25 protein-coding genes and 1 tRNA gene are annotated in these 25,594 nt (G+C 64.5%); 8 read left to right on the top strand and 18 right to left on the bottom strand.

Going from position 1 to position 25,594, the window contains the following annotated elements; translation table 11 throughout:
• Positions 1–99: 99 nt before the first annotated feature.
• The gene (rpoH, locus tag M3A49_RS19650; protein ID WP_266230302.1) at positions 100–1,035 is read right to left on the bottom strand and encodes an RNA polymerase sigma factor RpoH; all 936 of its coding nucleotides are present in this window, start codon (positions 1,033–1,035) and stop codon (positions 100–102) included.
• Positions 1,036–1,609: 574 nt separating this feature from the next.
• Here rpoH and M3A49_RS19645 point away from each other — a divergent pair.
• The gene (locus M3A49_RS19645; protein WP_028201838.1) at positions 1,610–1,993 is read left to right on the top strand and encodes a nuclear transport factor 2 family protein; all 384 of its coding nucleotides are present in this window, start codon (positions 1,610–1,612) and stop codon (positions 1,991–1,993) included.
• 150 nt (positions 1,994–2,143) lie between these two features.
• Here M3A49_RS19645 and leuA read toward each other — a convergent pair whose 3' ends face one another.
• Together leuA and ybiB are read right to left on the bottom strand one after the other, a co-directional pair.
• Complete coding sequence (leuA, locus tag M3A49_RS19640; protein ID WP_266230301.1) at positions 2,144–3,790, bottom strand: 2-isopropylmalate synthase; 1,647 nt, start codon at positions 3,788–3,790, stop codon at positions 2,144–2,146.
• A gap of 585 nt (positions 3,791–4,375) precedes the next feature.
• Positions 4,376–5,338 carry a DNA-binding protein YbiB gene (gene ybiB / locus M3A49_RS19635; protein ID WP_266230300.1) on the bottom strand — a complete coding sequence of 321 codons (963 nt, stop codon included), beginning with the start codon at positions 5,336–5,338 and terminating at the stop codon, positions 4,376–4,378.
• Between the two features lie 321 nt (positions 5,339–5,659).
• On the opposite strand from ybiB, the gene M3A49_RS19630 reads away from it, so the two are divergent.
• On the top strand, positions 5,660–6,358 hold the full coding sequence (locus tag M3A49_RS19630) for a fumarylacetoacetate hydrolase family protein (protein WP_028201842.1): 699 nt from the start codon (positions 5,660–5,662) through the stop codon (positions 6,356–6,358).
• Positions 6,359–6,402: 44 nt separating this feature from the next.
• Positions 6,403–7,050, top strand: coding sequence for a maleylacetoacetate isomerase (gene maiA, locus M3A49_RS19625; RefSeq protein ID WP_266230299.1), 648 nt, complete (start codon positions 6,403–6,405; stop codon positions 7,048–7,050).
• A gap of 82 nt (positions 7,051–7,132) precedes the next feature.
• Here maiA and ftsY read toward each other — a convergent pair whose 3' ends face one another.
• A complete protein-coding gene (ftsY, locus tag M3A49_RS19620; protein WP_266230298.1) occupies positions 7,133–8,293 on the bottom strand; it encodes a signal recognition particle-docking protein FtsY in 1,161 nt (386 codons plus the stop codon).
• A 302-nt stretch (positions 8,294–8,595) separates the two neighbouring features.
• Between ftsY and rsmD the strand changes: the two genes are divergently transcribed.
• The 3 genes from rsmD (at position 8,596) to M3A49_RS19605 (ending at position 10,190) form a co-directional block, all read left to right on the top strand.
• Positions 8,596–9,237 (top strand): 16S rRNA (guanine(966)-N(2))-methyltransferase RsmD, encoded by a 642-nt coding sequence (rsmD, locus tag M3A49_RS19615; protein ID WP_266230297.1) that lies wholly within the window; start codon positions 8,596–8,598, stop codon positions 9,235–9,237.
• 108 nt (positions 9,238–9,345) lie between these two features.
• Complete coding sequence (gene coaD / locus M3A49_RS19610) at positions 9,346–9,849, top strand: pantetheine-phosphate adenylyltransferase (protein WP_266230296.1); 504 nt, start codon at positions 9,346–9,348, stop codon at positions 9,847–9,849.
• A gap of 80 nt (positions 9,850–9,929) precedes the next feature.
• Positions 9,930–10,190 (top strand): YfhL family 4Fe-4S dicluster ferredoxin, encoded by a 261-nt coding sequence (locus M3A49_RS19605; protein ID WP_069264882.1) that lies wholly within the window; start codon positions 9,930–9,932, stop codon positions 10,188–10,190.
• A 68-nt stretch (positions 10,191–10,258) separates the two neighbouring features.
• Here M3A49_RS19605 and hisC read toward each other — a convergent pair whose 3' ends face one another.
• The 8 genes from hisC to M3A49_RS19565 all read right to left on the bottom strand — a co-directional run bounded on the left by hisC (position 10,259) and on the right by M3A49_RS19565 (position 17,526).
• On the bottom strand, positions 10,259–11,326 hold the full coding sequence (gene hisC / locus M3A49_RS19600; RefSeq protein ID WP_266230295.1) for a histidinol-phosphate transaminase: 1,068 nt from the start codon (positions 11,324–11,326) through the stop codon (positions 10,259–10,261).
• 15 nt (positions 11,327–11,341) lie between these two features.
• Positions 11,342–11,944 (bottom strand): aminoacyl-tRNA hydrolase, encoded by a 603-nt coding sequence (pth, locus tag M3A49_RS19595; RefSeq protein ID WP_266230294.1) that lies wholly within the window; start codon positions 11,942–11,944, stop codon positions 11,342–11,344.
• 149 nt (positions 11,945–12,093) lie between these two features.
• Positions 12,094–12,702, bottom strand: a complete 609-nt coding sequence (locus tag M3A49_RS19590) for a 50S ribosomal protein L25/general stress protein Ctc (RefSeq protein ID WP_254352532.1) — start codon at positions 12,700–12,702, stop codon at positions 12,094–12,096.
• 169 nt (positions 12,703–12,871) lie between these two features.
• On the bottom strand, positions 12,872–13,828 hold the full coding sequence (locus tag M3A49_RS19585; protein ID WP_028201851.1) for a ribose-phosphate pyrophosphokinase: 957 nt from the start codon (positions 13,826–13,828) through the stop codon (positions 12,872–12,874).
• A 90-nt stretch (positions 13,829–13,918) separates the two neighbouring features.
• Positions 13,919–13,995, bottom strand: a tRNA-Gln gene (locus tag M3A49_RS19580).
• Positions 13,996–14,045: 50 nt separating this feature from the next.
• Positions 14,046–14,948, bottom strand: a complete 903-nt coding sequence (gene ispE, locus M3A49_RS19575; protein ID WP_266230293.1) for a 4-(cytidine 5'-diphospho)-2-C-methyl-D-erythritol kinase — start codon at positions 14,946–14,948, stop codon at positions 14,046–14,048.
• Between the two features lie 80 nt (positions 14,949–15,028).
• Positions 15,029–15,691: a lipoprotein insertase outer membrane protein LolB gene (lolB, locus tag M3A49_RS19570; RefSeq protein WP_254352530.1), complete on the bottom strand. Its 663-nt coding sequence runs from the start codon at positions 15,689–15,691 to the stop codon at positions 15,029–15,031.
• Positions 15,691–17,526: a tetratricopeptide repeat protein gene (locus tag M3A49_RS19565; RefSeq protein ID WP_266230292.1), complete on the bottom strand. Its 1,836-nt coding sequence runs from the start codon at positions 17,524–17,526 to the stop codon at positions 15,691–15,693. Before M3A49_RS19565 ends, lolB begins: the two co-directional genes overlap by 1 nt.
• Positions 17,527–17,648: 122 nt before the next feature.
• On the opposite strand from M3A49_RS19565, the gene mutM reads away from it, so the two are divergent.
• Positions 17,649–18,479: a bifunctional DNA-formamidopyrimidine glycosylase/DNA-(apurinic or apyrimidinic site) lyase gene (mutM, locus tag M3A49_RS19560; RefSeq protein WP_266230291.1), complete on the top strand. Its 831-nt coding sequence runs from the start codon at positions 17,649–17,651 to the stop codon at positions 18,477–18,479.
• Between the two features lie 15 nt (positions 18,480–18,494).
• A complete protein-coding gene (gene mutY, locus M3A49_RS19555) occupies positions 18,495–19,628 on the top strand; it encodes an A/G-specific adenine glycosylase (protein WP_266230290.1) in 1,134 nt (377 codons plus the stop codon).
• A 40-nt stretch (positions 19,629–19,668) separates the two neighbouring features.
• Here mutY and M3A49_RS19550 read toward each other — a convergent pair whose 3' ends face one another.
• The 6 genes from M3A49_RS19550 to M3A49_RS19525 all read right to left on the bottom strand — a co-directional run bounded on the left by M3A49_RS19550 (position 19,669) and on the right by M3A49_RS19525 (position 25,404).
• Positions 19,669–20,307: an LON peptidase substrate-binding domain-containing protein gene (locus tag M3A49_RS19550; protein WP_266230289.1), complete on the bottom strand. Its 639-nt coding sequence runs from the start codon at positions 20,305–20,307 to the stop codon at positions 19,669–19,671.
• 42 nt (positions 20,308–20,349) lie between these two features.
• Positions 20,350–21,243 carry an RNase adapter RapZ gene (gene rapZ / locus M3A49_RS19545; RefSeq protein WP_254352526.1) on the bottom strand — a complete coding sequence of 298 codons (894 nt, stop codon included), beginning with the start codon at positions 21,241–21,243 and terminating at the stop codon, positions 20,350–20,352.
• A 138-nt stretch (positions 21,244–21,381) separates the two neighbouring features.
• Entirely contained in the window at positions 21,382–22,350 is a 969-nt protein-coding gene (gene hprK / locus M3A49_RS19540; protein WP_028201859.1) for an HPr(Ser) kinase/phosphatase, read from the bottom strand.
• Between the two features lie 196 nt (positions 22,351–22,546).
• Positions 22,547–23,002: a PTS IIA-like nitrogen regulatory protein PtsN gene (gene ptsN / locus M3A49_RS19535; RefSeq protein ID WP_028201860.1), complete on the bottom strand. Its 456-nt coding sequence runs from the start codon at positions 23,000–23,002 to the stop codon at positions 22,547–22,549.
• A gap of 354 nt (positions 23,003–23,356) precedes the next feature.
• Entirely contained in the window at positions 23,357–23,713 is a 357-nt protein-coding gene (gene hpf, locus M3A49_RS19530; RefSeq protein WP_028201861.1) for a ribosome hibernation-promoting factor, HPF/YfiA family, read from the bottom strand.
• 173 nt (positions 23,714–23,886) lie between these two features.
• Positions 23,887–25,404, bottom strand: coding sequence for an RNA polymerase factor sigma-54 (locus M3A49_RS19525; protein ID WP_266230288.1), 1,518 nt, complete (start codon positions 25,402–25,404; stop codon positions 23,887–23,889).
• Positions 25,405–25,594: the final 190 nt, after the last annotated feature.

Raw genomic sequence — 25,594 nt, 5'->3', positions numbered from 1 at the left:
CGGCGTTTTTCACTGGCATACAGCGCGATACAGCGCGCAAAAGAAAAACCCCGTTCGCGGGAACGGGGTTTTCGGTTTGGCGTTGAGACCTGGCGACGGTTACGCGTAGTCGGCGAGCGCGCTGCGCATCTTCTTCATGGCGCTCGCCTCGATCTGGCGAATGCGCTCGGCCGAAACGCCGAACTCGTCGGCCAGTTCGTGCAGGGTCGAGCCGCCCGAACCGTCGTCGTCCACGTTGAGCCAGCGCGCCTCGATGATGCGGCGGCTGCGTGCGTCGAGCGCTTCCAGCGCGCTCGCAATGCCGTCCGACTGCAGGCGGTCGCGCGAACGTGCGGCGAGCACAGCGCTCGGCTCGTTGTGCGAGTCGGCGAGCCAGGCGATCGGGGCGAACGACTCCTCGCCGTCTTCGGTCTGGCCTTCGAGCGCGATGTCGGCGCCCGAGAGGCGCGTTTCCATTTCCACGACTTCTTCGCGCTTCACGTTCAGTTCCTGCGCGAGGCCGTCGATTTCCTCCGGCGTGAACGACTGCAGGCCCTGCTTGTGGCTGCGCAGGTTGAAGAACAGCTTGCGCTGCGCCTTGGTCGTGGCGACCTTCACCATGCGCCAGTTGCGCAGGATGTACTCGTGGATCTCAGCCTTGATCCAGTGCATGGCGTACGACACGAGGCGCACATTCTGCTCGGGGTCGAAGCGCTTCACGGCCTTCATCAGGCCGATGTTGCCTTCCTGGATCAGGTCGGCGTGCGGCAGGCCGTAGCCGAGATAATTACGCGCGATCGACACCACGAGACGCAGGTGCGACAGCACCAGGCGGCGCGCGCCTTCAAGATTGTTTTGCTCACGAAACTCGGTCGCGAACTGACGCTCTTCTTGTGGCGTCAACATCGGGATCCGGTTCACGGCCTGAATATAGGCGTCGATGTTGCCCAACTGGCCGGGCAACAGGGAAGCATTCGCGAGCGCCAATGAGCCCCCGGCCTTGGCCGACGACGGGCTCAGCGTACTCGCAAGGGTCATGGTCATTGCGTTGCTCACGTAGCGAACTCCTCAGGAATCTTGCAAAAGTCAGACACCGACTCCACGGTGGATGTTAGCACTCTGAATTCCCGAGTGCTAATACTTGGAGTCTGGAGGGGCTTCAAGGTTCCTTGATGCCTATCGAAATGGTTGTATCGATAGATTACACTAAACGCCGGCAGTCAAGCAGGGCGGGGCCTGGCGCCCGGCGCAGGCCCGCGCAGGGGCAGGCCGAAGGAACACTCTAGAACGGGCAGCAGTCCGGCGCGAGAGCGCGGGAAATAAAGGGTTGAATCAGCGATGCTCGAAGAGCGCCGGAGCGCCTGGACTTTGCCACGGAATCTGACAAATAGACATCGGACAAAGACGAAAGTGCTGCGCTGCGACATCCGGGCGCGGCCGTGGGGATGACGCTAGCGCCACGCGCGGTTTTCGCCGGGCGCGTGGCGTATGCACGATACATGGAGGCGTTGTCTTTGATCGCAAGTATCCATGCGCCAAAACCTGGTATAAATTTCAGCCAGACGTATGTAGAAAATCTTCGGCGTAGATCTCCGCTCAGGCGCGAGTCGACGCGCAAGGGGCTCTAGCGATGGCGGCAAAACTAATCGATGCGATTCGCGGACTTGAGCGCGAGCGTTTTCGCGCGATGGTCGATGGCGACGGCACGTCGCTGGACCAGTTGCTGTCCGATCACGCGACCTTCGTCCACACCAACGGCAAACGCGAAACCAAGCAGCAGTTCATCGACGCGATCACGGCGGGCCGCCGCCGCTACCGCCAGATCGAGATCCAGTCGCAGGACGTGCTGCACGCGGGCAACGAGGCCTGCGTGGTCTCCGGCCGCGTGCTTATCGAGATGGAAGCGAACAACGGTGCGCTGCTCTTTCCTATTGCCTATACGGCGATCCAGACGCAGGAAGGGGGCCACTGGCGCCTGCTCGCATGGCAGGCGACGCGTTGCGCGATCGAGTGACGACCGGTAAGTCCACTCGCTGAAACACCGCTTGGGCGCTTCAGGCGCACGCCGGCGGCCCGTTTTGCCGCCGGCGCTCAACAATGCCGCCGATTTCCCTGCTGAAACTCAAACTGCTTCGCGCACCGCGCGCGACACGCGCGGAACGTGTCAGGCCGCCGCGCGCCGATCCACTTGCGGCCAGACCGCGCGATTCACCGCGCTGACGACTGCCGCGACGCACGCATGGACCGCGTCTTCGCCCACGCCCACACCGTGGCGCAATGGCTGGCCGCCCACGCGCGCGCCGACGAACACGGCCGTGCCGCCCTGCGAGGTGCGCTCGGTCTCGAACGATGTGATTTCGATGCGCTCGCCGGCCATCGCCGCGATGGCGGCGGCCACGGCTTGCGCATGCGCTTCGTCGCTGCTGGCGGCAGCCGGCATGGCCACATCACGGCCTTCCCAGCGCACACGGCCTGAACCGGCGCTGGCAGCCGGCCCGCGCGTTTCGAAGTACTCACGCGCGAACAGTGCGCAGACCGCATCGCCCGTGATTTCTTCACCCGACGTATCGGCAGCGGTCTGCACGGCGTGGCTGAACTCGATCTGCACGCGGCGCGGCGGCGTGAAGCCCATGCCGCGCTCGAGCAGATAGGTCGCGCCACCCTTGCCCGACTGGCTGTTCACGCGGATCACCGCGTCGTAGCTGCGACCGAGGTCGGCGGGATCGATCGGGAGATAGGGCACTTCCCAGACGGCGTCGGCCTGCTGCTGCGCAAAGCCCTTGCGGATCGCGTCCTGGTGCGAGCCCGAAAACGCCGTAAACACGAGGTCGCCCGCGTACGGATGGCGTGGATGCACGGGCAACTGGTTACAGCGCTCGACCACGCGGCGCACGGCGTCGATATCCGAGAAGTCGAGGCCCGGGTCGATGCCCTGGGTGTAGAGGTTCATCGCGAGCGTGACGAGATCGACGTTGCCGGTGCGCTTGCCGTTGCCGAAGAGGCAGCCTTCGATACGGTCCGCGCCCGCGAGCAGCGCCATTTCGGCGGCGGCCACCGCCGTCCCGCGGTCGTTATGCGGATGCACCGAAAGCACGATGCTGTCGCGGTATGCGAGATTGCGGTCCATCCACTCGATCTGGTCGGCGTAGACATTGGGCATCGCCGCTTCGACGGTCGCCGGAAGATTCACGATCATCTTGTGATCGCGCGTCGGGCGCCACGTCTGGGCCACCGCGTCGCAGACTTCGCGCGCGAAGGTCAGCTCGGTCATGCTGAAGGTTTCGGGCGAATACTGGTAAGTCCAGTGCGTTTGCGGGTTTTTATCGGCATGTTCGCGGATGATGCGCGTGCCTTCGACTGCAAGCGCCTTCACTTCATCCTTCGACTGACCGAACACGATCTTGCGGAACGACGGGCAGATCGCGTTGTAAAGGTGGACGATTGCGCGCGGCACGCCTTCGAGCGCCTCGAACGTGCGCGCGATCAATTCTTCGCGCGATTGCACGAGCACCTCGATGGTCACATCGTCGGGAATGCGCTTTTCGTCGATCAGCTTGCGCACGAAATCGAAGTCGGTCTGCGAAGCGGACGGGAAGCCGACTTCGATTTCCTTGAAACCGATCGCGACGAGCATTTCGAAGAATTCGGTCTTCTGCTCGATGCTCATCGGCTCGATCAGCGACTGGTTGCCGTCGCGCAGGTCGGTGCTCATCCAGATCGGCGCGCGCTCGACGGTGCGCGTCGGCCATTTGCGGCCGTTCAGGCGGATGGCGGGGAAGGGGCCGTATTTCTTGGCGGGATTACGCAACATGACGAGCCTCGTTCTTCATGGTGTCGTTTGCGATGGCGGTCGGCAGCGGGCGGCTGGCGGGCTGACGACGGAGCACGATGCGCGAAACTTCACGCGTACGGGCGGCAACCTCGGACGCGAAGAAGACGACCACGGTGACGGCGGTAGCCGGCGCGGCGAAAGCGGACGTAAACGATGCCCATGCAACGTGCATTTTGACCTCGCGACTCGTCCGAACGGTAAGCGGACGAATGCAGACGACAGGTTGTAGAGATACTGCGGGTTTGGGGTACTGCGAAAACTGCTTTGGGAGGACCGCGGTGACCGGAGGAGGTGGTCGTTGCGGCGCTACACCAGCTTTAGGCTAGGCGTAGCGATAGGGCCGATAGTCGGCCGAGGGTAATTCGGAGGGTGTTCGGGTAGGAACGCATTCGTCCAATGTAAATCAGGGCGGATGCGCGTGTCAACAGAGAATTTGCAGATTGGCCGCGTGAAGATGCGTGAAGATGGCCGACGAAGCGCTCCGATGCGCTTCTGGTGGAACGCGCGGGTCGCCCGCCCCGCACGGGTTTCTGCGCATTGGGCGACGCGTTTCCTGTTCGATCGTTAGCGCTTCGCGATGCGCTTGATCGTCTCGATCTGGCGCGTGATCGCTTCCGGCACCGGCGCTTCGCCGCGCAACACGGCTTCGATCCAGGCGGCCGTAGTGGGCGCGTCGCGACCTTCGGGCAGATCGACTTCGGGCGCGCCGGGCGACGAGCGCTCCGGTTCGACCAGCGTTTCGCAGATGCCGTCGTGCAGCCAGTCGACCTGCACCTGACGGCGGGTATCGGCAACGGCTTCGCCCTCGGTGCCGCGCGCGAGCAATGCGCCGCCCACCGCCGCTTCCGGATGCGCCGCGAAGAGGGCGCTCAGGCTTTCGCGGTACGGCGGGTGCGTGTAGTTCACGAGACGCAGGCCCGGCTCGGCGAACGGCTGCAGCAGCTTGACGAGCGTATGCGTGGAGTTGCGCACGCCCATGCGCCGGCGCATCGAGAGCAGGCGCGCGAGTTTGGGCGCGAGCGTTTCGATCGACGAAAACGCCACGCGGCCCGACGCCAGTTGCGCCTCGATTTCGGCGTGATCGCGTGCTTCGGGCCGATTCAGCGCCGCGAAGATTTCCGCGCTCGTGATGCGGCCCGGATCGGTGACGACGCCGTGCACGAGCGCCGGCACGCCTTCGCGCGCGAGCAGCAAGGCGAGCAGCGGCACTAGATTCGGCTGCTTGCGCGCGCCGTTGTAGCTTGGGATCGACACGGGCCGATAGTCGCCTTGCGGCACCGCGAGCGGCGCGAACGAGGCGTGCGCAGCGCAGAGCATGGCGGCCAGCTCATCCGCGGTTTCGCCCTTGAGGCGGTAGGCAAGCAGCACCGCGCCTAGCTCCAGCTCGGGCACGCGGCCGTCGAGCATGGCGGCGTAAAGGGCATGCGTGTCTTCGGACGAGAGCGAGCGTGCGCCGTGCGGTCCGCGGCCGATCTCCTTGATGAAGCGGGCGCACGGGAAGATGTCGGTGGAGTCGGCGGTGGTCATGGGCGAGCGCGGTTCGTTCGACGGCGTGCGGCGGGCCGCCGTCGTATTGAAATCGGGGATGCGAGAAGTATCGCACGAGCACGGCGTGGCTCGCCGGCCACGCCCGCGGCCCGCCTGGGCTGCCCCACCTGGGCGGCCCCACCTGGGCGGCCCCACCTAGGCGGCCCCACCTAGGCGGCCCCACCTCGCCGGCTACTTGAAGGCGCCGCCGCGCACGCCCACCGCCGCGCGTTACACTCGCGATTGTTCTGGCGGCGCAAGCCGTGCGATCTACGGGCCCGCGTGCCTCGCGCACGCCCCCTCACCAAGACGGAGAACTCCATGACGTACGTATTCGAACCGGCGGCGCTCGCCTCGGTGCCGGTGGCCGGCAGCGACACGCGTTTCCCGGTGCGGCGGATCTACTGCGTTGGCCGCAACTACGAAGCGCACGCGCGCGAGATGGGCCACGACCCGAACCGTGAACCGCCGTTCTTCTTCTCCAAGCCCGCGGACGCCGTGCTCTACGTTGCGCCCGGCTCGACCGCCGAATTTCCGTATCCCGCGCAATCGCAGAACGTGCACTTCGAGATGGAGCTCGTCGCGGCCATCGGCAAGGGCGGCAAGGACATTCCGGTCGCGAGCGCGCTCGACCACGTGTATGGCTACGCGCTCGGCCTCGATATGACGCGCCGCGACTTGCAGGGTGAGGCGAAGAAGCTCGGTCGTCCGTGGGATACGGCCAAGGGCTTCGACCATTCGGCGCCGATCGGCCCGATCCATCCGGTTTCGAAGATCGGCCAGCTCGCGAAGGGCGAAATCTGGCTCGCGGTCAACGGTGAAGACAAGCAGCGCTCCGACATCTCGCAGATGATCTGGCCGGTTGCCGACACGATCGCGTTCCTTTCGACGCTGTTCGAGCTCAAGGCCGGCGACCTGATCTACACGGGCACGCCCGAAGGCGTGGGCGCCGTGGTCAAGGGCGATCTGATGACGGGTGGTGTGGCAGGGATCGGCGAATTCGCCGTGCGGGTCGTCTGAGCGGCGCGGGCCGCATCACGATTCAAGAGGAGCAAGAGAGGAGCATGAAGCTTTACAGCTATTTCCGCAGTTCGGCATCGTATCGAGTGCGTATTGCGTTGAATCTGAAAAACCTGCCGTACGAGTACGTGCCGGTTCACCTCGTGCGCGACGGCGGCGAGCAGCTCAAGCCCGCCTACCGCCAGGTGAATCCCGACGCGATCGTGCCGGCGTTCGTCGACGACGAAGGGCACACGCTCCAGCAGTCGCTCGCGATCATCGAGTATCTCGAAGAGACGCATCCCGAGCCGCCGCTGCTGCCGAAGTCGCCCGTCGATCGCGCTCACGTGCGCTCGCTTGCGCTGCAGGTGGCGTGCGAGATTCATCCGGTGGACAACCTGCGCGTGCTCAAGTACCTCAAGCACACCGTGGGCGCGGATGATGCGACGAAGGACGCGTGGTACCGCCACTGGATCGAGGCGGGCTTCGCGACGCTCGAACAGCGGCTCGCCAGCGATCCGCGCACCGGCAAGCTCGCGTTCGGCGACACGCCGACTGTCGCCGATCTTTGCATCGTGCCGCAGGTCTACAACGCGAACCGGTTCAAGATCGACACGACGCGTTACCCGACCATTCAGCGCATCAACGACTACGCGCTCACGCTCGATGCGTTCGCGCGCGCCGCGCCGGGTGTGCAGCCGGATACGGAATGAGCGTCTGACCGTACCAATGAAGAAGGGCGTCGTTCGTGAGAACGACGCCCTTCGTGCATCTAAGTCCGGGTAAAGCGCGCTGTCAGCTGCCAAGCAGCGCGTCGGCGAATTCCTCGGCCACGAACGGCTGCAGGTCTTCGACCTTTTCGCCCACGCCGATGAAATACACGGGAATCGGGCGCTGCCGTGCGATCGCGGCGAGAATGCCGCCCTTGGCGGTGCCGTCGAGCTTCGTGACGATGAGGCCGGTGAGGCCAAGCGCGTCGTCGAAGGCCTTGACCTGTGCGAGCGCGTTCTGGCCCGTGTTCGCGTCGATCACGAGCACCACCTCGTGCGGCGCGCCGTCGAACGCCTTGCCGATCACGCGCTTGACCTTCTTCAGCTCGTCCATCAGATGCAATTGCGTGGGCAGGCGGCCCGCGGTGTCGGCCATTACCACGTCGATGCGGCGGGCGCGCGCGGCGCTCACGGCGTCGAAGATCACCGCCGCCGGGTCGCCGCTTTCCTGCTGCACGACCGTCACGTTGTTGCGCTGCCCCCAAATGGCGAGCTGTTCGCGCGCGGCGGCGCGGAACGTGTCGCCGGCGGCGAGCAGCACGCTCTGGTCGAAGCTTTGCAGATGCTTGGCGAGCTTGCCGATGCTGGTGGTCTTGCCCGCGCCGTTCACGCCCGCGATCATCATCACGAGCGGCTGCGCGCGGCCGAGCATGAGCGACTTTTCGAGCGGCTTGAGCAGGCCGATGAGCAGCTCGCGCAGGGCGTTCTTCACCTGCAGTGCGTCGGTGAGGCGCTCGGCGCGCACCTTCTGGCGCAGCGTTTCGAGCAGATATTCGGTCGCGTCGACGCCCGCATCCGACATCAGCAGCGCGGTTTCCAGCTCCTCGTAGAGATCGTCGTCGATCTTCGCATTGACGAAGATGCTCTGGATGTTCGAGCCGGTTTTCGAGAGCCCCGACCTCAGGCGCGTGAGCCACGATTGCTTTGCGGCGGCCTCGAGCGCGGGCGGCGGGACGATTTCGACGGTTTCCGGTTCGTCATCGTTTTCGTCGGCGGCTTGCTGCGGCTGGACCGGAGCGGGCACGACCGGTGGAGCAGACGGCGCGGGCGACGGTTCGCGGGGCGTGCTGGCGGGCGCGTCGACGGCCTCGTCCGGCGCCTCGAGCGTGGCTTCGTCCTGCGCGTTCTCGGCCGGCGCGTTCTCGGCGTCCTTCGAGCCGCGGAATCGTTTGAAGAAACTGAACATGGTCTGGGGTGGGTCAGGCGCGCTGCGGATCGGACCGAGGGGCGGTCAGCGACGGCATGGGAAGAGGTAACGCGCGGAAAACATGGCATTTTATCAGGCGCGTTCGCTGGAGTCGCTGCGGCGTCGCCGTTGGGGGCCGCCTAGGGGCGTTGCGGCGCGCGCGCGGCACCTGCGCGCCCCTGTGGTAACGTGCGCGCATTGGAGGGTGCGATGCGAGAGCGTCGTGCCCGAACCTCGCAGTCGAGTTCCGCCGGCAGATTGACTGCCGGCGGTCAAATGCACGCAGCCGTACGACCCAACGCATGACCCGTTCCTCACCTTCACGTGGCCAAGGCGGCCGCACCCATCAATCCGATCCGCGCGCACGTGGCGGCGGTGGTGTGCACACGATCCGCATCATCGGCGGCGACTGGAAGCGCACGCCGCTGCCGGTGCTCGACCTCGATGGTCTGCGCCCGACTCCCGACCGCGTGCGCGAGACGCTCTTCAACTGGCTCGGCCAGCGTCTCGACGGCCTGCGTTGTCTCGATCTTTTCGCGGGCAGCGGCGGCCTCGGCTTCGAGGCGGCCTCGCGCGGCGCCGCGCGCGTCGTGATGGTGGAGCGCAGCGCGCGCGCCGCCGCGCAACTGCGCGCGAACCAGGCGCACCTTGGCGCGCGCATGATCGAAATCGCGGAAGCCGATGCACTGCGCCTCGCGGCCAATCTCGCGCCAGGCTCGTTCGATGTGGTGTTCCTCGATCCCCCGTTCGGCGACACCGCGCTGCTCGAGCGTGCGCTCGAGCTGGCCGCGCCGCTCGTCGCGCCGGCCGGCTGGCTTTATGTGGAGTCGGGCGAGCGCATCGATCCGGCTGTGCGGCCCACGCTGGCGGGCTGGAGCGTGGTGCGCGAGCGCCGGGCGGGTGCGGTTCACTATCATTTGCTGCAGCGCGAAAATGAGGAATAATGCGCGTTCGATAAGAAGCGGCGGGCGGCCTGGCCGTCACGCACGCACGTGTGCATGCGTCGCCACGGCACCGCATTGCGCCCCATTTCTGTTGAGAGGAGAAGCCTCATGGTAGTCGCCGTGTACCCCGGTACCTTCGACCCGCTCACGCGCGGCCACGAAGATCTCGTGCGGCGCGCGTCGAGCATTTTCGACACGCTGGTAGTCGGCGTTGCGGACAGCCGCAACAAGAAGCCTTTCTTCTCGCTCGACGAGCGGCTCGAGATTGCCCACGAGGTGCTCGGCCACTATCCGAACGTGCAGATCATGAGCTTCAAGGGGCTGCTGAAGGACTTCGTGCGCACCAACAACGCACGCGTCATCGTGCGCGGCCTGCGCGCCGTCTCGGACTTCGAGTACGAATTCCAGATGGCGGGCATGAACCGCTACCTGCTGCCCGACGTCGAGACGATGTTCATGACGCCGTCGGACCAGTATCAGTTCATTTCGGGCACAATCGTGCGTGAAATCGCCCAGTTAGGCGGCGATGTGAGCAAGTTCGTGTTTCCGTCCGTGGAAAAGCGCTTGCAGGACAAGGTCGCCTCGATGGGCGGCCCGGTTAGGAAGGCGTGAACGCGCGGCGAAAGCAGCGTAAACTGTGGGGCTAAGCAACGTGTGAGCCGGCCCTCGCGCCGGCAGGAAGTGAGAACAGCATGGCCCTGATGATTACCGACGAGTGCATCAATTGCGACGTGTGCGAGCCCGAGTGCCCAAACGACGCGATCTCGATGGGCCCGGAAATCTACGTGATTGACCCGAAAAAGTGCACCGAATGCGTCGGCCATTTCGATGAGCCGCAGTGCATCCAGGTGTGCCCGGTGGAGTGCATTCCCAAGAATCCGGAGCATGTCGAGTCGCCCGAACAATTGATGCAGAAGTACCACGCGCTGACGGCGGCGAAGAACAACGCCTGAATCGCGCAATCCTCCGGAAATAAAAAACGCGCCAACTGGCGCGTTTTTTATTTCATCTTGCCGTCTTCTTACGCGACGATGGCCTTCAATGCGTCGACGAGCGTGTCGCACTCGGCATCGGTGCCGATCGAGATGCGCAGATGCTGGTTCACGCGCGGCGCGTTGAAGTGGCGCACGAAGATCTCTTTTTCGCGCAGTTTGGCTGCAATTGCCGCCGCATCGTGCGCAGGATGCTTCGCGAACACGAAATTCGCCGCCGAAGGCACCAGTTGGAAGCCGAGCGCCGTGAGCGCGGCCGTCAGGCGCTCGCGGCTTGCGATCACGCGTGCGCGGGTGGTCCTGAGCCATTCGTCGTCTTCGTAAGCGGCGGTCGCGGCGGCTTGCGCCAGGCGGTCGAGCGGGTATGAGTTGAAGCTGTCCTTCACACGGTTGAGCGCATCGATGAGATCGGGGTGACCGAACGCGAAGCCCACGCGCATGCCCGCGAGTGAGCGCGATTTCGAAGTCGTGTGCACGACCAGCAGGTTCGGATAGCGGTCGATCAGCGCGATCGCCGATTCGGCGCCGAAATCCACATACGCTTCGTCGATCACCACCACGCATTCCGTGTTCGCCGCGACGAGCCGCTCGATTTCCGCGAGCGGCAGCGCGTGACCCGTGGGCGCATTCGGATTCGGGAAGATCACGCCGCCATTGGGCTGGCGGTAATCGTCGACGCGAATCGTGAACTGCTCCGTCAGCGGCACCGTGCGGTACTCGACCTCGTAGAGCCGCGCGTAGGTCGGGTAGAAGCTGTAGGTAATGTCGGGAAAGAGGATCGGCTTGTCGTGCTTGAGCAGCGCCTGGAATGCGTGAGCGAGCACCTCGTCCGAGCCGTTGCCGACGAACACCTGCTCCGCGCGGATGCCGTGATGCGCGGCCACAGCGGCGCGCAGACGCTTCGCGACGGGGTCGGGATAGCGGCGCAGCGACTCGCCCGTCTCGCCCAGCTCGTGGCGGATCGCCTCGAGCACGCGCGGGGAGGGCGCATACGGATTCTCGTTGGTGTTGAGCTTGACCGGCTTCGCGAGCGCGGGCTGTTCGCCCGGCACGTAGGGCACGAGCCGATTGACGATGTCACTCCAGTAACGACTCAAGACGCTCTCCTTGTTTCAACCATTGCGATGCAACTGCATCACCGCGCGTTCGGCCTCGCCCTTCAGGAACGTCGGCATCACGGCGAGCGCGCGTTCGATCGAGGCGTCGATCACCTCTTGCTCCTCGCGGCGCGGCGGCTTGAGCACGAAGTTCGCGACATCGGGCTTGGCGCCGGCGCGCGCGCCTTCGGGAATCAGGTCGCGCGGATGTCCGATGCCGATGCGCAAACGCCAGTACTGCTGCGTCGACAGATGCGCGGAAATGTCCTTCAGGCCGTTGTGGCCGCCGGTACCGCCGCCGAGCTTGAGCTTGACGGTGCCGGGCGGCAGATCGAGCTCGTCGTGCGCGACGAGGATCTCATCGGGCAGGATCTTGAAGAAGGCCGCGAGCGCGACGACCGATTGCCCGGAGCGGTTCATATAGGTCTGCGGTTCGAGCAGATGCACTTCCTCGCCGTAGAGGCGCGCCTTCGCATAGTGGCCGTGGAAGCGCCGCTCGTCGCGCAGCGTCGTGCCGGCTTCGCGCGCGAGCTGGTCCACGAGCCAGAAGCCCGCGTTGTGGCGCGTCGCCGTGTATTCGGCGCCCGGATTGCCGAGCCCGACGATCAACCTGATCATTGTGGTGTTCCGCCAGCGGAAATCGTTGAATTGACCCGCAAGTGTACGAAAAAGTGCGAAAAAAAACCCGCCGGGGCGAACCGCGGCGGGTCACGTCGTCCGTTTCAGGGAAACGGATCGAGAGGATCGGCTCATTGAGGCCGCTGCGCTTACTCCGCAGCCGGCGCTTCTTCGCCTTCAGCAGCCGCTTGGGCGCCAGCCGGCACGGGTGCCGACACGATGACCGGGTTTTCCGCTTCAACGTGCTGAACCAGCGTCACGCCTGCGGGCAGGGTGATGTCCTTGGCATGCAGCGATTGGCCGGCTTCGATCTTCGCGAGGTCGACTTCGAGGAATTCCGGCAGTTGGCCCGGCAGGCACTGGACTTCGATTTCAGCCAGAACGTGCGAGATGATCGCGCCACCCGTCTTCACAGCCGGGTTGGTTTCCTGGTTCATGAAGTGCAGGGGCACCTTCGTGTGGATCTTCTTGTTCGGATCCACGCGCTGGAAGTCCACGTGCAGCACGAGCTGACGGAACGGGTGGTATTGCACGTCGCGCAGCAGCACTTGCTGCGACTTGCCTGCCACTTCGAGCTCGAGGATCGACGAGTGGAAGGCTTCCTTCTTCAGGGCGTGCCACAGCGCATTGTGGTCGACTTCGACCAGTTGCGGCTCCGAACCGACACCGTACACGATGCCAGGGGTCTTGCCAGCATTGCGCAGGCGGCGGCTCGCACCCGTACCTTGCAGGTTGCGCTCGAAAGCGATGACTTTCATTTGATTCTCCATTGCACTGCCCGCGACCAGGCAGTAAAGCGGGGCCTTTTCAGCAGAACGCCTGCCTTTGGGCCCCCAGCGATGCAGCGCGAACCTTCGTCCGTTCGCGCCGATTACGTGCAAAAGCGCGGCGTTCTTGCGAACACCGCGCCTTGCGCGTCAATACTTATCAGCTTTCCGCGAAGAGCGACATCACCGAGTCGCCGCGGCGGATACGCGAGAACGTTTCGGCGAGAAGTCCTGCGCTCGTGAGCGAACGGATCTTCGCGCACGAACGCGCTTCGGTGCCCAGCGGAATCGTGTCGGTCACGACCAGTTCGTCCAGAGCCGAAGCGGCGATACGCTCGCCTGCGCCACCCGAGAGAACCGGGTGCGTGGCGTAAGCGAACACCTTCTTCGCGCCGCGTTCCTTCAGCACTTGCGCGGCCTTGCAGAGCGTGCCGGCGGTGTCGACCATGTCGTCCATGATCACGCAGGTGCGGCCTTCGACTTCACCGATGATGTTCATCACTTCGGCGACGTTCGCCTTCGGACGACGCTTGTCGATGATGGCGAGATCGCAATTCAGTTGCTTGGCGAGCGCACGGGCGCGCACGACGCCGCCGACGTCCGGCGAAACGACCAGCAGGTTCTCGTGATTCTGCTTGCGCAGATCGCCGAGCAGCACGGGCGTTGCATAGATGTTGTCGACGGGAATATCGAAGAAGCCCTGAATCTGGTCGGCGTGCAGATCCATCGTGATGATCCGCTCGACGCCGGCGATCTCCAGCATGTTCGCCACGACCTTCGCCGAGATGGCGACGCGCGCCGAACGGGGGCGGCGGTCTTGACGGGCATAGCCGAAGTAGGGGATAGCTGCGGTGATCCGGCCGGCGGATGCGCGCTTGAGCGCATCGACCATGATCATCAGTTCCATCAGGTTGTCGTTGGTCGGCGCGCAAGTCGACTGAAGGACGAAGACGTCCTTGCCGCGCACGTTTTCCTGGATTTCTACCTGGATCTCACCGTCGGAAAAGCGGCTAACCATAGCCTTGCCGAGGGGAATACCGAGGATCTTGACGACTTCCTGGGCAAGCGCGGGATTTGCGTTGCCAGTAAAAACCATCAGGCCGTCATGGCTGCTCATCATGCACCTGCTGCGGACTTTGAGGGGGCGAGAGGAACTACTTAGGCGAACTGCCCTGGGTAACCCACAGAGCGAACTGCCTGGAAATTTTGGCAGGGGAGGAAGGACTCGAACCCTCGCATGCCGGAATCAAAATCCGGTGCCTTAACCAACTTGGCGACTCCCCTACACTCAACTTTGAGCCTGACTGACCGGTAGGACGATCAACCACGCAAAACTATGCCGCGAAAGCGAAGAGTGGATGCGTATTCAGACTCGAGGCTACCGCGCTTCTCCAGTCCGGTTGTTCCGCAAGCAGTCTGGCTCGTGCCGATTCTGCTTCGGACCGACTGGCGAATGCTGCAAAAACGCTGGCACCCGATCCGGTCATCCGCGCTGGTGCGATGCTGTTCGACACACTCTCAAACCATCGAAGCACCTGCGCTACTTCCGCGTATTTTCCTGCGACAACCGCTTGCATATCGTTATGACCGAAGCTGTCTGGCCATCCGTTTTGCGTTGCTTGCTGTGCAAGAAAGACTGCTATTGTGCGGGTCTTTGTGTCCCTTGTCAACGATTTTTCTGAAAAAATCTCGGCAGTAGGAACATGAACCCGCGGCGTTACGACCAAAAAATGACGCGGGGGCAATTGTACAGCCTCGAGAGCTTCGCCAACACCCTCCGCGAACGCATTTTTTCCGAACACGAAGAAGGGCACGTCCGCGCCCAGCTTGAGTGCGAGCGCCTGCAATTCCTCGCGCTGCAGGTTGAGCTTCCAGAGGCGGTTGAGCGCGAGCAGCGTCGTGGCTGCGTCGGAGCTGCCGCCGCCGAGTCCCGCGCCCATCGGCAGACGCTTTTCGATATCGATCTCGACACCCTCGCTCGTACCCGTGTGCTCCTTGAGCAGCGTTGCGGCGCGCACGGTGAGGTCGTGCTCGGCAGGTACGCCTTCCACTTCCACGGTGCGCGTGATGTGGCCGTCGTGGCGGCGCGTGAAATGCAGCGTGTCGCCCCAGTCGAGCAACTGGAACACGGTCTGCAGATCGTGATAGCCATTGGGACGGCGGCCCGTGATGTGCAGGAAGAGATTGAGTTTCGCGGGCGCGAGGCAGTCGCGCAGCGAGTCCTGGGTTTCGATCATGATGCTCTTGGGGTGATGCCTGGATCCTGGCCGGCGCATGCCGGCCAGATATTGCTGATGAGAGACGGTAACCGGCGCGCTTACTGGTCGAGCACGAGCTTGATCTGGAGCGGCGGGACTTCGCGCGTGAGATTCACGCGCTTCACGCCAGTGGCCGGCGCGTCCGCGTAGGCGACGTAATCGACGGTCCAGCCGTCCTGCTCGATCTGCGAAAGCCGCTGCGGATTCTGCGGGTCGGGCGTGGTGCGCGCGTGCGATGTGGGCGCGACCGAAGGCTGCAGCCAATAACGCAGCCCTTCCACGGGAAGTGCGAAGCCGAGCGCCTGCTGCATGAGCGTACTCACGTTGTCGGCCGTGAGCGGCTGGCGGTTAGGCAGTTCCAGCGTGGCTTGCGACGGCGCGGACGTGACGAGCGCCAGCGTTTGGCCGAGCGGATTGAGCAGTTGCAGCGTCACCGTCGAATCGGTCTCGTGCCATTCGAAGTTGCCGTACGCGTTGCGCTGCTGGCCGTTCTGGTCGACGTACTGCACGGCGAAGCGGCCATGATAGGCGCGGTTCGTCTGCGTAGAGAGCGAGGTCGTGGCGTTCGAGGTGGACGGCTGGCGCGGCGGCTGTTGCGTCGCGCAGCCCGTGAGCACGAGGAGCGCAGCCGCCGCTGCGCCGAGCGACGCGCGCCGTACAAGGCGGGCGGCGCGCGCAACGGGGAGGGCCTTGGGGGAGATCGAAGTGAAAAAATCTGCCATCAGAGATCGTTGACCTGGAGGCGCTTGAGCGTCTTCAGGAGCGTGTCGTTGTCGGGTTCGAGCTTGCGGGCCTCGCGCCAGGCAGCGCGGGCGCCGTCCTGGTCGCCGTTTTTCCAGAGCACTTCGCCGAGGTGCGCGCCAATTTCCGCGTTCGGCTGAAGACTGTAGGCTTTGCGCAAGAGCTTGATCGCGTCGGCGTTGTCGCCCAGGCGGAATTTCACCCAGCCCACGCTGTCCATGATGAACGCGTCGTCCGGTGCGAGCGCCGAGGCTTTTTCCACCAGTTTGTCGGCTTCCTGCAGGCGCTGGTTGCGGTCCGCGAGCGAGTATCCGAGAGCGTTGTAGGCCTGCGGATTGTCGGGCTGCGTCTTGATCAGCTTGCGCAGCTGCGCTTCCATGACGTCGTAGTGGCCGGTTTTTTCCGCGGCCATCGCGTAGTCATAGGTGAGGTCCGGGTCGTCCGGGAAGTCGGCGGTCGCCTTCGCGAGCCGTGCCTCCGCCTCCGGGTAGCGCTTCGCGTCGAACAGGATCGCGGCATCGGTGCGCGCGATCAGCGCCTGGTCACGCGGATCGTCGGCCTGAATGCTCGCGAGCTGACGGCGCGCGTCGTCGGTCTTGCCTTCCTTGTCCAGGATCTGCGCGCGCGTGATCTGGGCCGGCACGTACTGCTGGCTGCTGGGCTGGATCTTGTCGAGCCACTTCTGCGCGCCGGCGTCGTCCTTCTGCTCGACCGACAGTTGCGCGAGGTAGATATAGGCCTGACCGGGGTCGGCGGCCGGATTCTTCTCAGCAAGTTGCGCGTATTGCGACAAATACTTCTGCGCAGCGTCGAACTTCTTCTGCTGCACGCTGATGAGCGCGAGCGCCATGAGCGGCATCAGGTCGGTCGCGTTGTCCTTGTGCAGGATCTCGAACTGCTTCTGCGCGTCATCGAGGCGGTCGGCAGCGAGATAGGTCTGTGCAAGTGCAAGACGGCCTTCACGCGACTTCGGGTTCTGCTGGACGTACTTTTCGATCGACGCAATGCCTTCGGCGCGCTCCTCCGGGCCCATCTGCGCGAGCATCAGCGCGGGGGGAAGGTAGTCGGGCTTAAGCGCGAGCGCCTGCTCGAACGACTTGCGCGCGCCGGGCGCGTCGTCGGCGAGCAGTTGCTGGCGGCCGATCGCGAGCTGCGCCTCGGGACGGTTCATGTCGTCCTTGAGCAGCGCTTTGAGCACATTCAGGCCGCCCACGCGATTGGGGCCGCGCGAAAGCAGAAGCTGCAGCGAGAGGATGGCCTGGCCGCGGCTGTCGGCCGGTACTTTCGCCAGTTCGCGCGCGAGCAGCGGCTGGGCGTCGTCGGGCTTGCCGGCAAGCACGAGCAGCGAAGCGTCGAGTTGCGCCGCGCGCTCGGAATCGGGCGCGTACTGCTGCCAGAGCTGGACCGCGGTCAGGGCATCGGACGGGCTTTGCGCCGCGAGCGCGATTTCGGTCCCACGTTGCGCCATGCGCGGGTCGTGCGTGTCGCGCGCGAGCGCGAGATACGTTTGAAAGGCCGGTGCAGGCTGGTCGCGCTGAAGCGCGATTTCCGCAGCGAGCACCTGGAAGACGATCTGGCTCGACAGCGGAACGCCCGGCAGATCCTTCTTCTCGTCGGGCGAGGCGGGGCCGAAAGCGTCCGGCATGGTGACGGAAGTGTCGTCCGTGTCGGGGGACGGATCCTGCGCATACGCGCTCGACGTGGTCAGCGCCCAGGCGGCGAGAACCGCGGCGCCAACGAGGCGACGCGCGAAGGCGGCAGGCACGCGGGGCGTCGCGGGACGCTTCGCGAACAGCTTAACGAAAGACAGTTCCATGGAATTCCGTCGAATGTTTCGGTCGATTGTAACGCGCTGGCTACAATACGCGCACAACGCGCACACACGTTTACGCAAGTTGCAGACCAACCCGGACCAGCATCCGAATCAGGCCGCCAGACATGCCAGAGTTGCCAGAAGTTGAGGTTACCCGAAGGGGGATCGAACCGTGGGTCGCGGGCCGCCGCGTCGAGCGTGTGGAGGTGCGCAACCCCGCATTGCGCTGGCCCGTGCCGGCCACGCTCGCCCGTACGCTGCGCGGCCGCACGATACGTTCGGTCGGTCGGCGCGGCAAATATCTGCTGTTCGAGGTCGACGAGGGCTGGTTCATCGTGCATCTCGGCATGACCGGCACGCTGCGCGTGCTGCGCAATCTGCCGAAGCCGCCCGCCGCGGAGAAGCACGATCACGTCGACTGGTTCTTCGACGACTTCACGCTGCGCTTTCGCGACCCGCGCCGTTTCGGCGCCGTGCTCTGGCACCCGCGCGAGGCCGGCGACGTGCTCGGCCATCCGCTGCTGGCGGGGCTCGGCATCGAGCCGTTCGCGCCGGCCTTCGACGGCGCGCTGCTCTTTCGCGAGACCCGCGGCCGCAAGGTCGCCGTCAAGCAGGCGCTGCTCGCGGGCGATATCGTGGTGGGCGTTGGCAATATCTACGCGTCGGAAAGCTTGTTCCGCGCCGGCATCCGGCCGACGACCGCGGCGGGCCGCGTTTCGCTCGCGCGTTACGAGTTGCTCGCGGACGCCGTGCGCGCCGTGCTCGCCTCGGCCATCGAGAAGGGCGGCAGCACGCTGCGCGACTTCGTCGGCAGCAACGGCGAAAGCGGCTATTTCCAGCTCGAATACTTCGTTTATGACCGCGCGGGCCAACCCTGCCGCGTGTGCGGCACGCCGATCAAACAGATCGTGCAGGGCCAGCGTTCCACCTATTTCTGTCCGCGCTGCCAGCGCTGAGCGACCAGCTTTTTCATGTACCGAACGTCCTCCATTTCCGCGCCGCTACCGGCTGGCGCCTATCCCGCTGAACTCCTTACCGGTTTCGCGCCGCGCCTGATCGCCTGGCAGCGCGAGCATGGCCGTCATGACCTGCCGTGGCAGAACACACGCGACCCGTACCGCATCTGGCTCTCGGAAATCATGCTGCAGCAGACCCAGGTCTCGACCGTGATTCCGTACTACACGCGTTTTCTCGAGCGCTTTCCCACGGCCGAAGCGCTCGCCGCCGCGCCCGACGACGACGTGATGGCGCTCTGGGCCGGCCTCGGCTATTACTCGCGCGCACGCAATCTGCACCGCTGCGCGCAGGTCGTGGCCGATACCCACGGCGGCAAGTTTCCGTCGACGGTCGAGGCGCTCGCGGAGCTGCCCGGCATCGGCCGTTCGACGGCGGCGGCGATCGCGTCGTTCGCGTTCGGCGCGCGCGAGACGATCCTGGACGGCAACGTGAAGCGCGTGCTCGCGCGCGTGTTCGGCGTGGAAGGCTTTCCTGGCGAAAAGCGCGTGGAGAACGCGATGTGGACGCTCGCCGAAACGCTCGTGCCGGGTCCCGAGGCGAGCGACGCCGACGTGAGCGCGTACACGCAGGGCTTGATGGATTTTGGCGCGACGCTGTGCGGGCGCGGCAAGCCCGACTGCGCGCGCTGCCCTTTCGCTGACGACTGCGTGGCGAAGACGACGGGACGTCAGCGCGAACTGCCCGCCGCGCGCCCGAAGAAGGCCGTGCCCACGCGGCGCACATGGATGCTCGTGCTGCTCGACGGCGACGCAGTCATGCTGGAGAAGCGCCCGCCATCGGGTATCTGGGGCGGCTTGTGGAGCTTGCCCGAAGCGGCGGACGAACCCGCGCTCGCCGAGCGCGCGCGAGACTTCGGCGTGACGCCGGAGGGCGCGGCGTCAAGCTCCGCGCTGATGCCGCTCACGCATACGTTCACGCACTTCAAGCTCGACATCGAGCCGCGCGTGATCGAACTCAAGCACGATGCCGCGCCGCTCGAAGCCAACGATGGACAGACCGCATGGGTGTCGCTCGGCAATATCGACGCGTATGGTGTGCCCGCGCCGGTGCGCAAGCTGCTCGACGGTTTGCGTGGACCGCTGATCTGAGTCAGCGAGCAAGCGACATCAACGCAGCATCAACGCCGCCTCAAAGTAACTGATGCTGCTGCATGTAGTGATGCACGATTTCGATACGCGCGCCCGCGTCGTTCAACTCCATGAGCTTCTGACGCGCGCGCAGCGCGATCGGCAGCACCTCGGCCAGACGGTTCGACACCCACGAGGGATCGTCGAAGCGGAACGGCTCTGCAAACGGCAGGCTCGCGGGGTCGCGCTCGCGGATCGTCGCAATGATGCGCTCGAGGACTTCCGCACACGCGCCGAATTGCGCGAGCTGATCGCCGCCTTCTAGCGGAATATCTTCGGGGATCAGTTCGGCCATGCCCACGAGCAGGCCGTCGGCTTCCACGCGATGCGAGAGCAGATGAAAGCGCTGGGTGCCGTGAGCCTGGATGTGCAGCATGCCGACGGTCTCGACATCGCATTTCTCGATGAGCGCGAGGCAGCCAACGGGCTCGGGCACGGCAGTGGTCTCGTCGGGCTGCGCGACTTCCGCGCCGCTTTTGAGCAGACACACGCCGAACGGCGTGTGCTCGCGCAGGCACTCGCTCGCCATGTCCACGTATCGCGCTTCGAAGATCTTGAGCGGCAGCAGGCCGCCGGGGAACAACACCGTATGCAGCGGGAACAACGGCAAATCGGCAAGCACGGCAGGAGACGAGGGCATGGCGCAACGCTTTCGGTTAAGGGCCGCGCGATGCGCAGCCGGTTAGGCGATCAGCCGTGACGACTCTCCGACATCGAGAGGCGCGTCGCGGTGACGCACGATAACGTTCGACTCGCCGGCAAAGCGCGTGGCGAGCGTCTGGGCGATGTACACCGATCGATGTTGTCCGCCCGTGCAGCCAATCGCAACGGTGAGATAGCTGCGGTTGTCGGCGCGAAAATGCGGCAGCCACTTCGCGACGAACGCATAGACATCGTCGATCATTTCGTGAACGGCCGACTGCGCATTCAGAAAGTCGATCACGGGCTGATCGAGCCCGGTGAGCGGCCGCAGGCGGGCGTCGTAATGCGGGTTCGGCAGCGTGCGCACATCGAACACGAGGTCCGCGTCGAGCGGCACACCGCGCTTGAAGCCGAACGATTCGAACGTGAGCATGAGCGAGCCGCGCTCGCCGCCGACGAACACTTTCACCCACTGGCGCAGTGCGTTCGAACTCAGGTTGCTCGTGTCGACCTGATGGCCGAATTCGGCGAGGTTCGAGACGAGTTCGCGCTCGTGCTCGATCGCTTCTTCGAGTGACTTGAGCATGCCCACGTTCGCGTCGTGCGCGGCGGAGCCCGAAAGTGGATGGCGGCGCCGCGTTTCCGAGAAGCGCTGGATGAGCGACTGCGTGCTCGCGTTGAGGAAGAGCACGCGCACATCGTGGCGAAGAGCCAGGTCGCGGATCATCTCCGGCATGTCGTCGAACGACGAACTCGAGCGCGCATCGATAGCGACGGCGAGGCGTTCGTAGCCATCGTCGCTGAGATATTGGGCAAGTTGCGGTAGAAAGCGCGGCGGCAGATTGTCGACGCAATAGTAGCCGACGTCTTCGAGCGCGTTGAGCGCCACTGACTTGCCGGAACCCGAAATGCCGGTGATCAGGATGATACGCATGGGAGAGTCGATGAACCCGATTGGGTCATCATAGCATCCGATCCGCGCGCCTGTATTGGCTCTCCGGGCCGCGGGCGCTCGTTTCGGGGGCGCGCGCGGCGTGCTTCGCGCGCCTCGCCGGCCGCGCGGCTTCGGGCGTCAGATCAGCTTGCCGGGAAACTGGCTGTCGGGGTCCTGCATGGCGAGACGCTGGCGGTCCATGAAGTCGCGCAGGGTGTCGATACCGCGCAATTGCAGGATCGTATTGCGCACGGCGGCCTCGACCAGCACGGCGAGGTTGCGGCCCGCGGCCACCTGGATCGTGACCTTGCTGATGGGCAGGCCGAGCACGTCGACGGTCTGGCTCTCCAGCGGCAGACGCTGGAACTCGCCGTCCGGGCGGCGCACGAGCTGCACGATGAGCTTGAGCTTCATCTTCCGGCGCACGGCCGTTTCACCGAAGATCGTCTTGATGTCGAGCAGACCGAGGCCACGCACTTCGAGCAGGTTCTGCAACAGCGGCGGGCAGCGGCCCTCGACGAAATCGGGGCCGAGGCGCACGAAGTCCACGGCGTCGTCGGCCACGAGGCCATGGCCGCGGCTGATCAGCTCCAGACCCAGTTCACTCTTGCCGAGACCCGAGTCGCCCGTGAGCAGCACGCCCATGCCGAGAATGTCGAGAAACACGCCGTGCAGCGTCGCGCGCGGCGCGAGTATGCGCGACATGTAGAGGCGCAGGCTGTCGATGACAGTGGCCGCCGACATTGGCGTGGTGAAGAGCGGCGTGGAAGAACGCGTACAACGCAGCACCAGTTCGGGCGGCGCGGTCATGCCGTCGGCGACCACGAGGAACGGCGGTTCGAGTGCGATCAGCTCGGCCATGTGGCGTGAGCGGTCTTCGTCGGTCTGGCGCTGATAGTAGTGGATTTCGGCGTCGCCGAGCACCTGGATGCGGTTCGGGTGGATGAGGTTCAGGTGGCCGACGAGGTCCGCGCTCGCCGTGGCCGTGGCCACCGTCTCGGTCGAAAAGCCGCGTTCCCAGCCTTCGTGCCCCGTCAGCCAGCTGAGTTTCAGCGTGGTGGCGTTGTCGTCGAAGATGCTTTGGGCGTTGATGCTGGAAGTGTCCATGAGTCGGTGACTCCGCGAGATGACTCGCTTAACGGCTGACTGAATTGCTGGCTAAATAAACCGCGCGACCTGGATGCGCTACCTGGGTGGTTAACGGCTGCCGGCGCCCGGCGCTTCGCCCCTGCAACGAGCGTCGAGCGCGCGCTGTTCGGCCGCGCGTACCGCGACCGCGCACCACAAGACGCCGCACATTACATCAAGGTTGCCACTGGGTGAGCAGGCGATGCAACGTTTCGCGGTCTTCTTCCGTATGGAGCCGCTCACGCGTTTCGCGATCCGACAACAGTTGTGCGATCTCGGACAGGATTTCAAGGTGCTGCTGCGTGGCCTGTTCGGGCACGAGCAGGAAGATCAGGAGCGAGACGGGCTGACCGTCTGGCGCTTCGAAGGCGATCGGCTCGGCGAGGCGCACGAAGGCAGCCTGCGGCTGCTTCAGGCCCTTGATGCGGCCGTGCGGGATCGCGACGCCTTCGCCAAGGCCCGTAGAGCCGAGGCGCTCGCGTGCGAAAAGATTGTCGGTAACCGTGCTGCGGGCGATGCCGTTCTGGTTTTCGAAGATCAGGCCAGCCTGCTCGAAGACGCGTTTCTTGCTGGTGACGGACAGGCCGACGACGACGTTCTCGATAGGAAGTATTTTGGCTAAACGATTCATGTTGGCAGGCGAAAACGTGGCCTGAATGCTTCACACCCCGACAGCTGACCGCTTTGGCGGAAGCTTTGGATCTGGCGACGAAGCCCGGTACCGGGACCAGTGGGGACCTGTTGGCGCGTTAGACCCCGTAATACGACTGGACCATTATAGAACAAGCGTCCACACCGATGGTGCGATGCGCCACGCATGAGCGCAACCCTCGTTGCCCGGTTGCACCCGGTGGTAAAACCCTGCATGGCGTGCACTCACGAAAAAGCCGCCCGGTTCGGGCGGCTTTGCTTCGAGGGGCGGAGGATGAACTATCGACTCCAGCCCCGGTTCATGGCGTGAATCGCCACACAGGACACTGTGGGATCACTGCGGCGGGATTTCGATGATGGGCGCAGGCTGGTGCTTGATCGCCTCATGTTGATGTCCCTGCACGCGGTCCTTGTGACGTACGACCTGGCGGTCCAGCTTGTCGACCACGAGATCGATGGCGGCGTACATGTCGCCGTTCGCGCTCTCCACAAATATGTCCTTGCCTTTCAGATGAAGGTTCACTTCGACCTTCTGTCTCTTATCCTTTTCCTTATGGTTGTCGACCGAGAGGACCACATTGCCATCGATTACCTGATCGAAATGTCTTAGCACCCTGTCCAGTTTGGTGATCACGTATTCTCGCAACGCTGGCGTTACTTCGAGATGGTGTCCACTGATCTTCAGATTCATAGTGCTTCTCCAGGCTAATGGCCGCGTGACGCGTGAAGTGCGGCAATGCCGGTCGACTGTCTGCCTGTGCGCGGCTCCCCGAAAGGCCTGCGACGGCGGGCTAACTCGGCCGGCCATGTCCGCCAACGGGCGTAGCGGCCGGAAAACGCCTGCTCCGTGAAAACCGGAACAAGCTAAAGAGACTTGCGCAGATTAACCGCCGGAATCTTCAGTGCTTCGCGATACTTCGCAACGGTGCGTCGCGCGACCACGAAGCCCTGTTCCGCCAGCAGTTCGGCTATGCGGCTGTCTGAAAGAGGAGATTTGGTGTTCTCGGCTCCTATGAGTTGCTTGATGAGGGCGCGGATGGCGGTAGACGATGCAGCGCCTCCGGTGTCCGTCGATACATGCGATCCAAAGAAGTACTTAAATTCAAGTGTCCCGAATGGAGTCAGCATGTATTTACCGGTTGTCACACGCGAGACAGTTGATTCGTGTAGGCCCAGCGTATCAGCAATCTCCCTCAAAACCAAGGGGCGCATGGCGATTTCGCCGTGCACGAAAAAGTTCTTCTGACGCTCGACGATAGCCTGCGCAACACGCAGGATCGTCTCGAAGCGCTGCTGGATATTCTTGATGAGCCAGCGCGCTTCCTGCAGCTGCTGGCGCAGCGAACCGCTGCCCGGATCGCCGCGGTTGTTGCGCAGGATATTCGCGTACAGATGGTTGATGCGCAGCTTCGGTACCACCTCGGGGTTCAGTTCCGCACGCCAGTTCTGGCCGGCCTTCTTCACGATGATGTCGGGCACCACGTAATCGGCTTCGGCCTTGCCATACGACGCACCCGGGAACGGTTCGAGCGAACGGATCAGCGCATGCGCCTCGCGCAGCTCGTCGTCGCCTGTCTTCAGTTGCTTGCGCAACCGCGTGAAGTCGCGCGCGGCGAGCAATTCGAGATAGTTCGACACGATCTCGAGCGCGAGCGTGCGCGTGGGCGACGAATTGACGCGCAGCAACTGCAGCTTGAGGCACTCGGAGGCCGAGCGCGCGCCCACGCCCGCGGGGTCGAAGCTATGCAGCAGCGCTAGCGCCGCATTGAATTCGTCGGTGTCGATTTCGAATTCTTCGGGAATGTCGGCAAGTATTTCCTCACAGGTCGCGCTGAGGTAGCCGTCTTCGTCGAGCGATTCGATGAGGAAGGTGATGAGCGCGCGGTCGCGCTGGCTCGCGTTCGTTTCGCGCAACTGCGCCATGAGATGGTCGCGCAGCGTGGTGGTCGATTCGTGGATCTGCAGCGGCGGCAGGTCGTCGTCGTCGGAGGCGTTGCCCGAGCGGCCGTAGTCGTCCAGGTTCCACTGGCTCGCGTCGCCGTTCGCGTCGCCGCCAAGGCCGTCGTATTCGTCCACGCCCCGCGGCTCGCTCTCGCTGTTCTCGCCGCTGCCGTTCGAGGCCGAAGTGGCGCTGTTCGCGCCCTGCATCGGCTCGGCGCCGGAGGACGTGGGCGGCTGCGCGATGAGCGAGCCGTCCGAGGCCACGCGCAGCGGGCTCGCGATCCAGTCGTCCTCGTTTTCGAGCAGCGGGTTCTGCGAGATCGCTGTCGCGACCTCCTGCTGCAGTTCGAGCGTCGACAGCTGCAGCAGCCGGATGGACTGTTGCAGTTGTGGCGTGAGCGCAAGATGCTGCGAGAGGCGGAGTTGGAGGCTGGCTTTCATGGCGGTGTGCGAACCATTGTAAAGAGTTTGCCACGCGGACGAAACCACGGGGGCATTCGCAAAAACGAGCGTGCGCCGTGCCGGTGCGTGCCCGGAATTTGGTGCGCAAACAGAGGCGCTGCCCGGCCTGCCATGCACCGTTTTGGGGGCAAGGTCGATACAGCGGAGTTACACGGGGAATGCGAAAGAT

This window comes from Paraburkholderia sp. CNPSo 3076, assembly GCF_026343935.1.
Taxonomy (GTDB): domain Bacteria; phylum Pseudomonadota; class Gammaproteobacteria; order Burkholderiales; family Burkholderiaceae; genus Paraburkholderia; species Paraburkholderia nodosa.
This window is presented reverse-complemented; position numbering and strand designations above follow the sequence as displayed.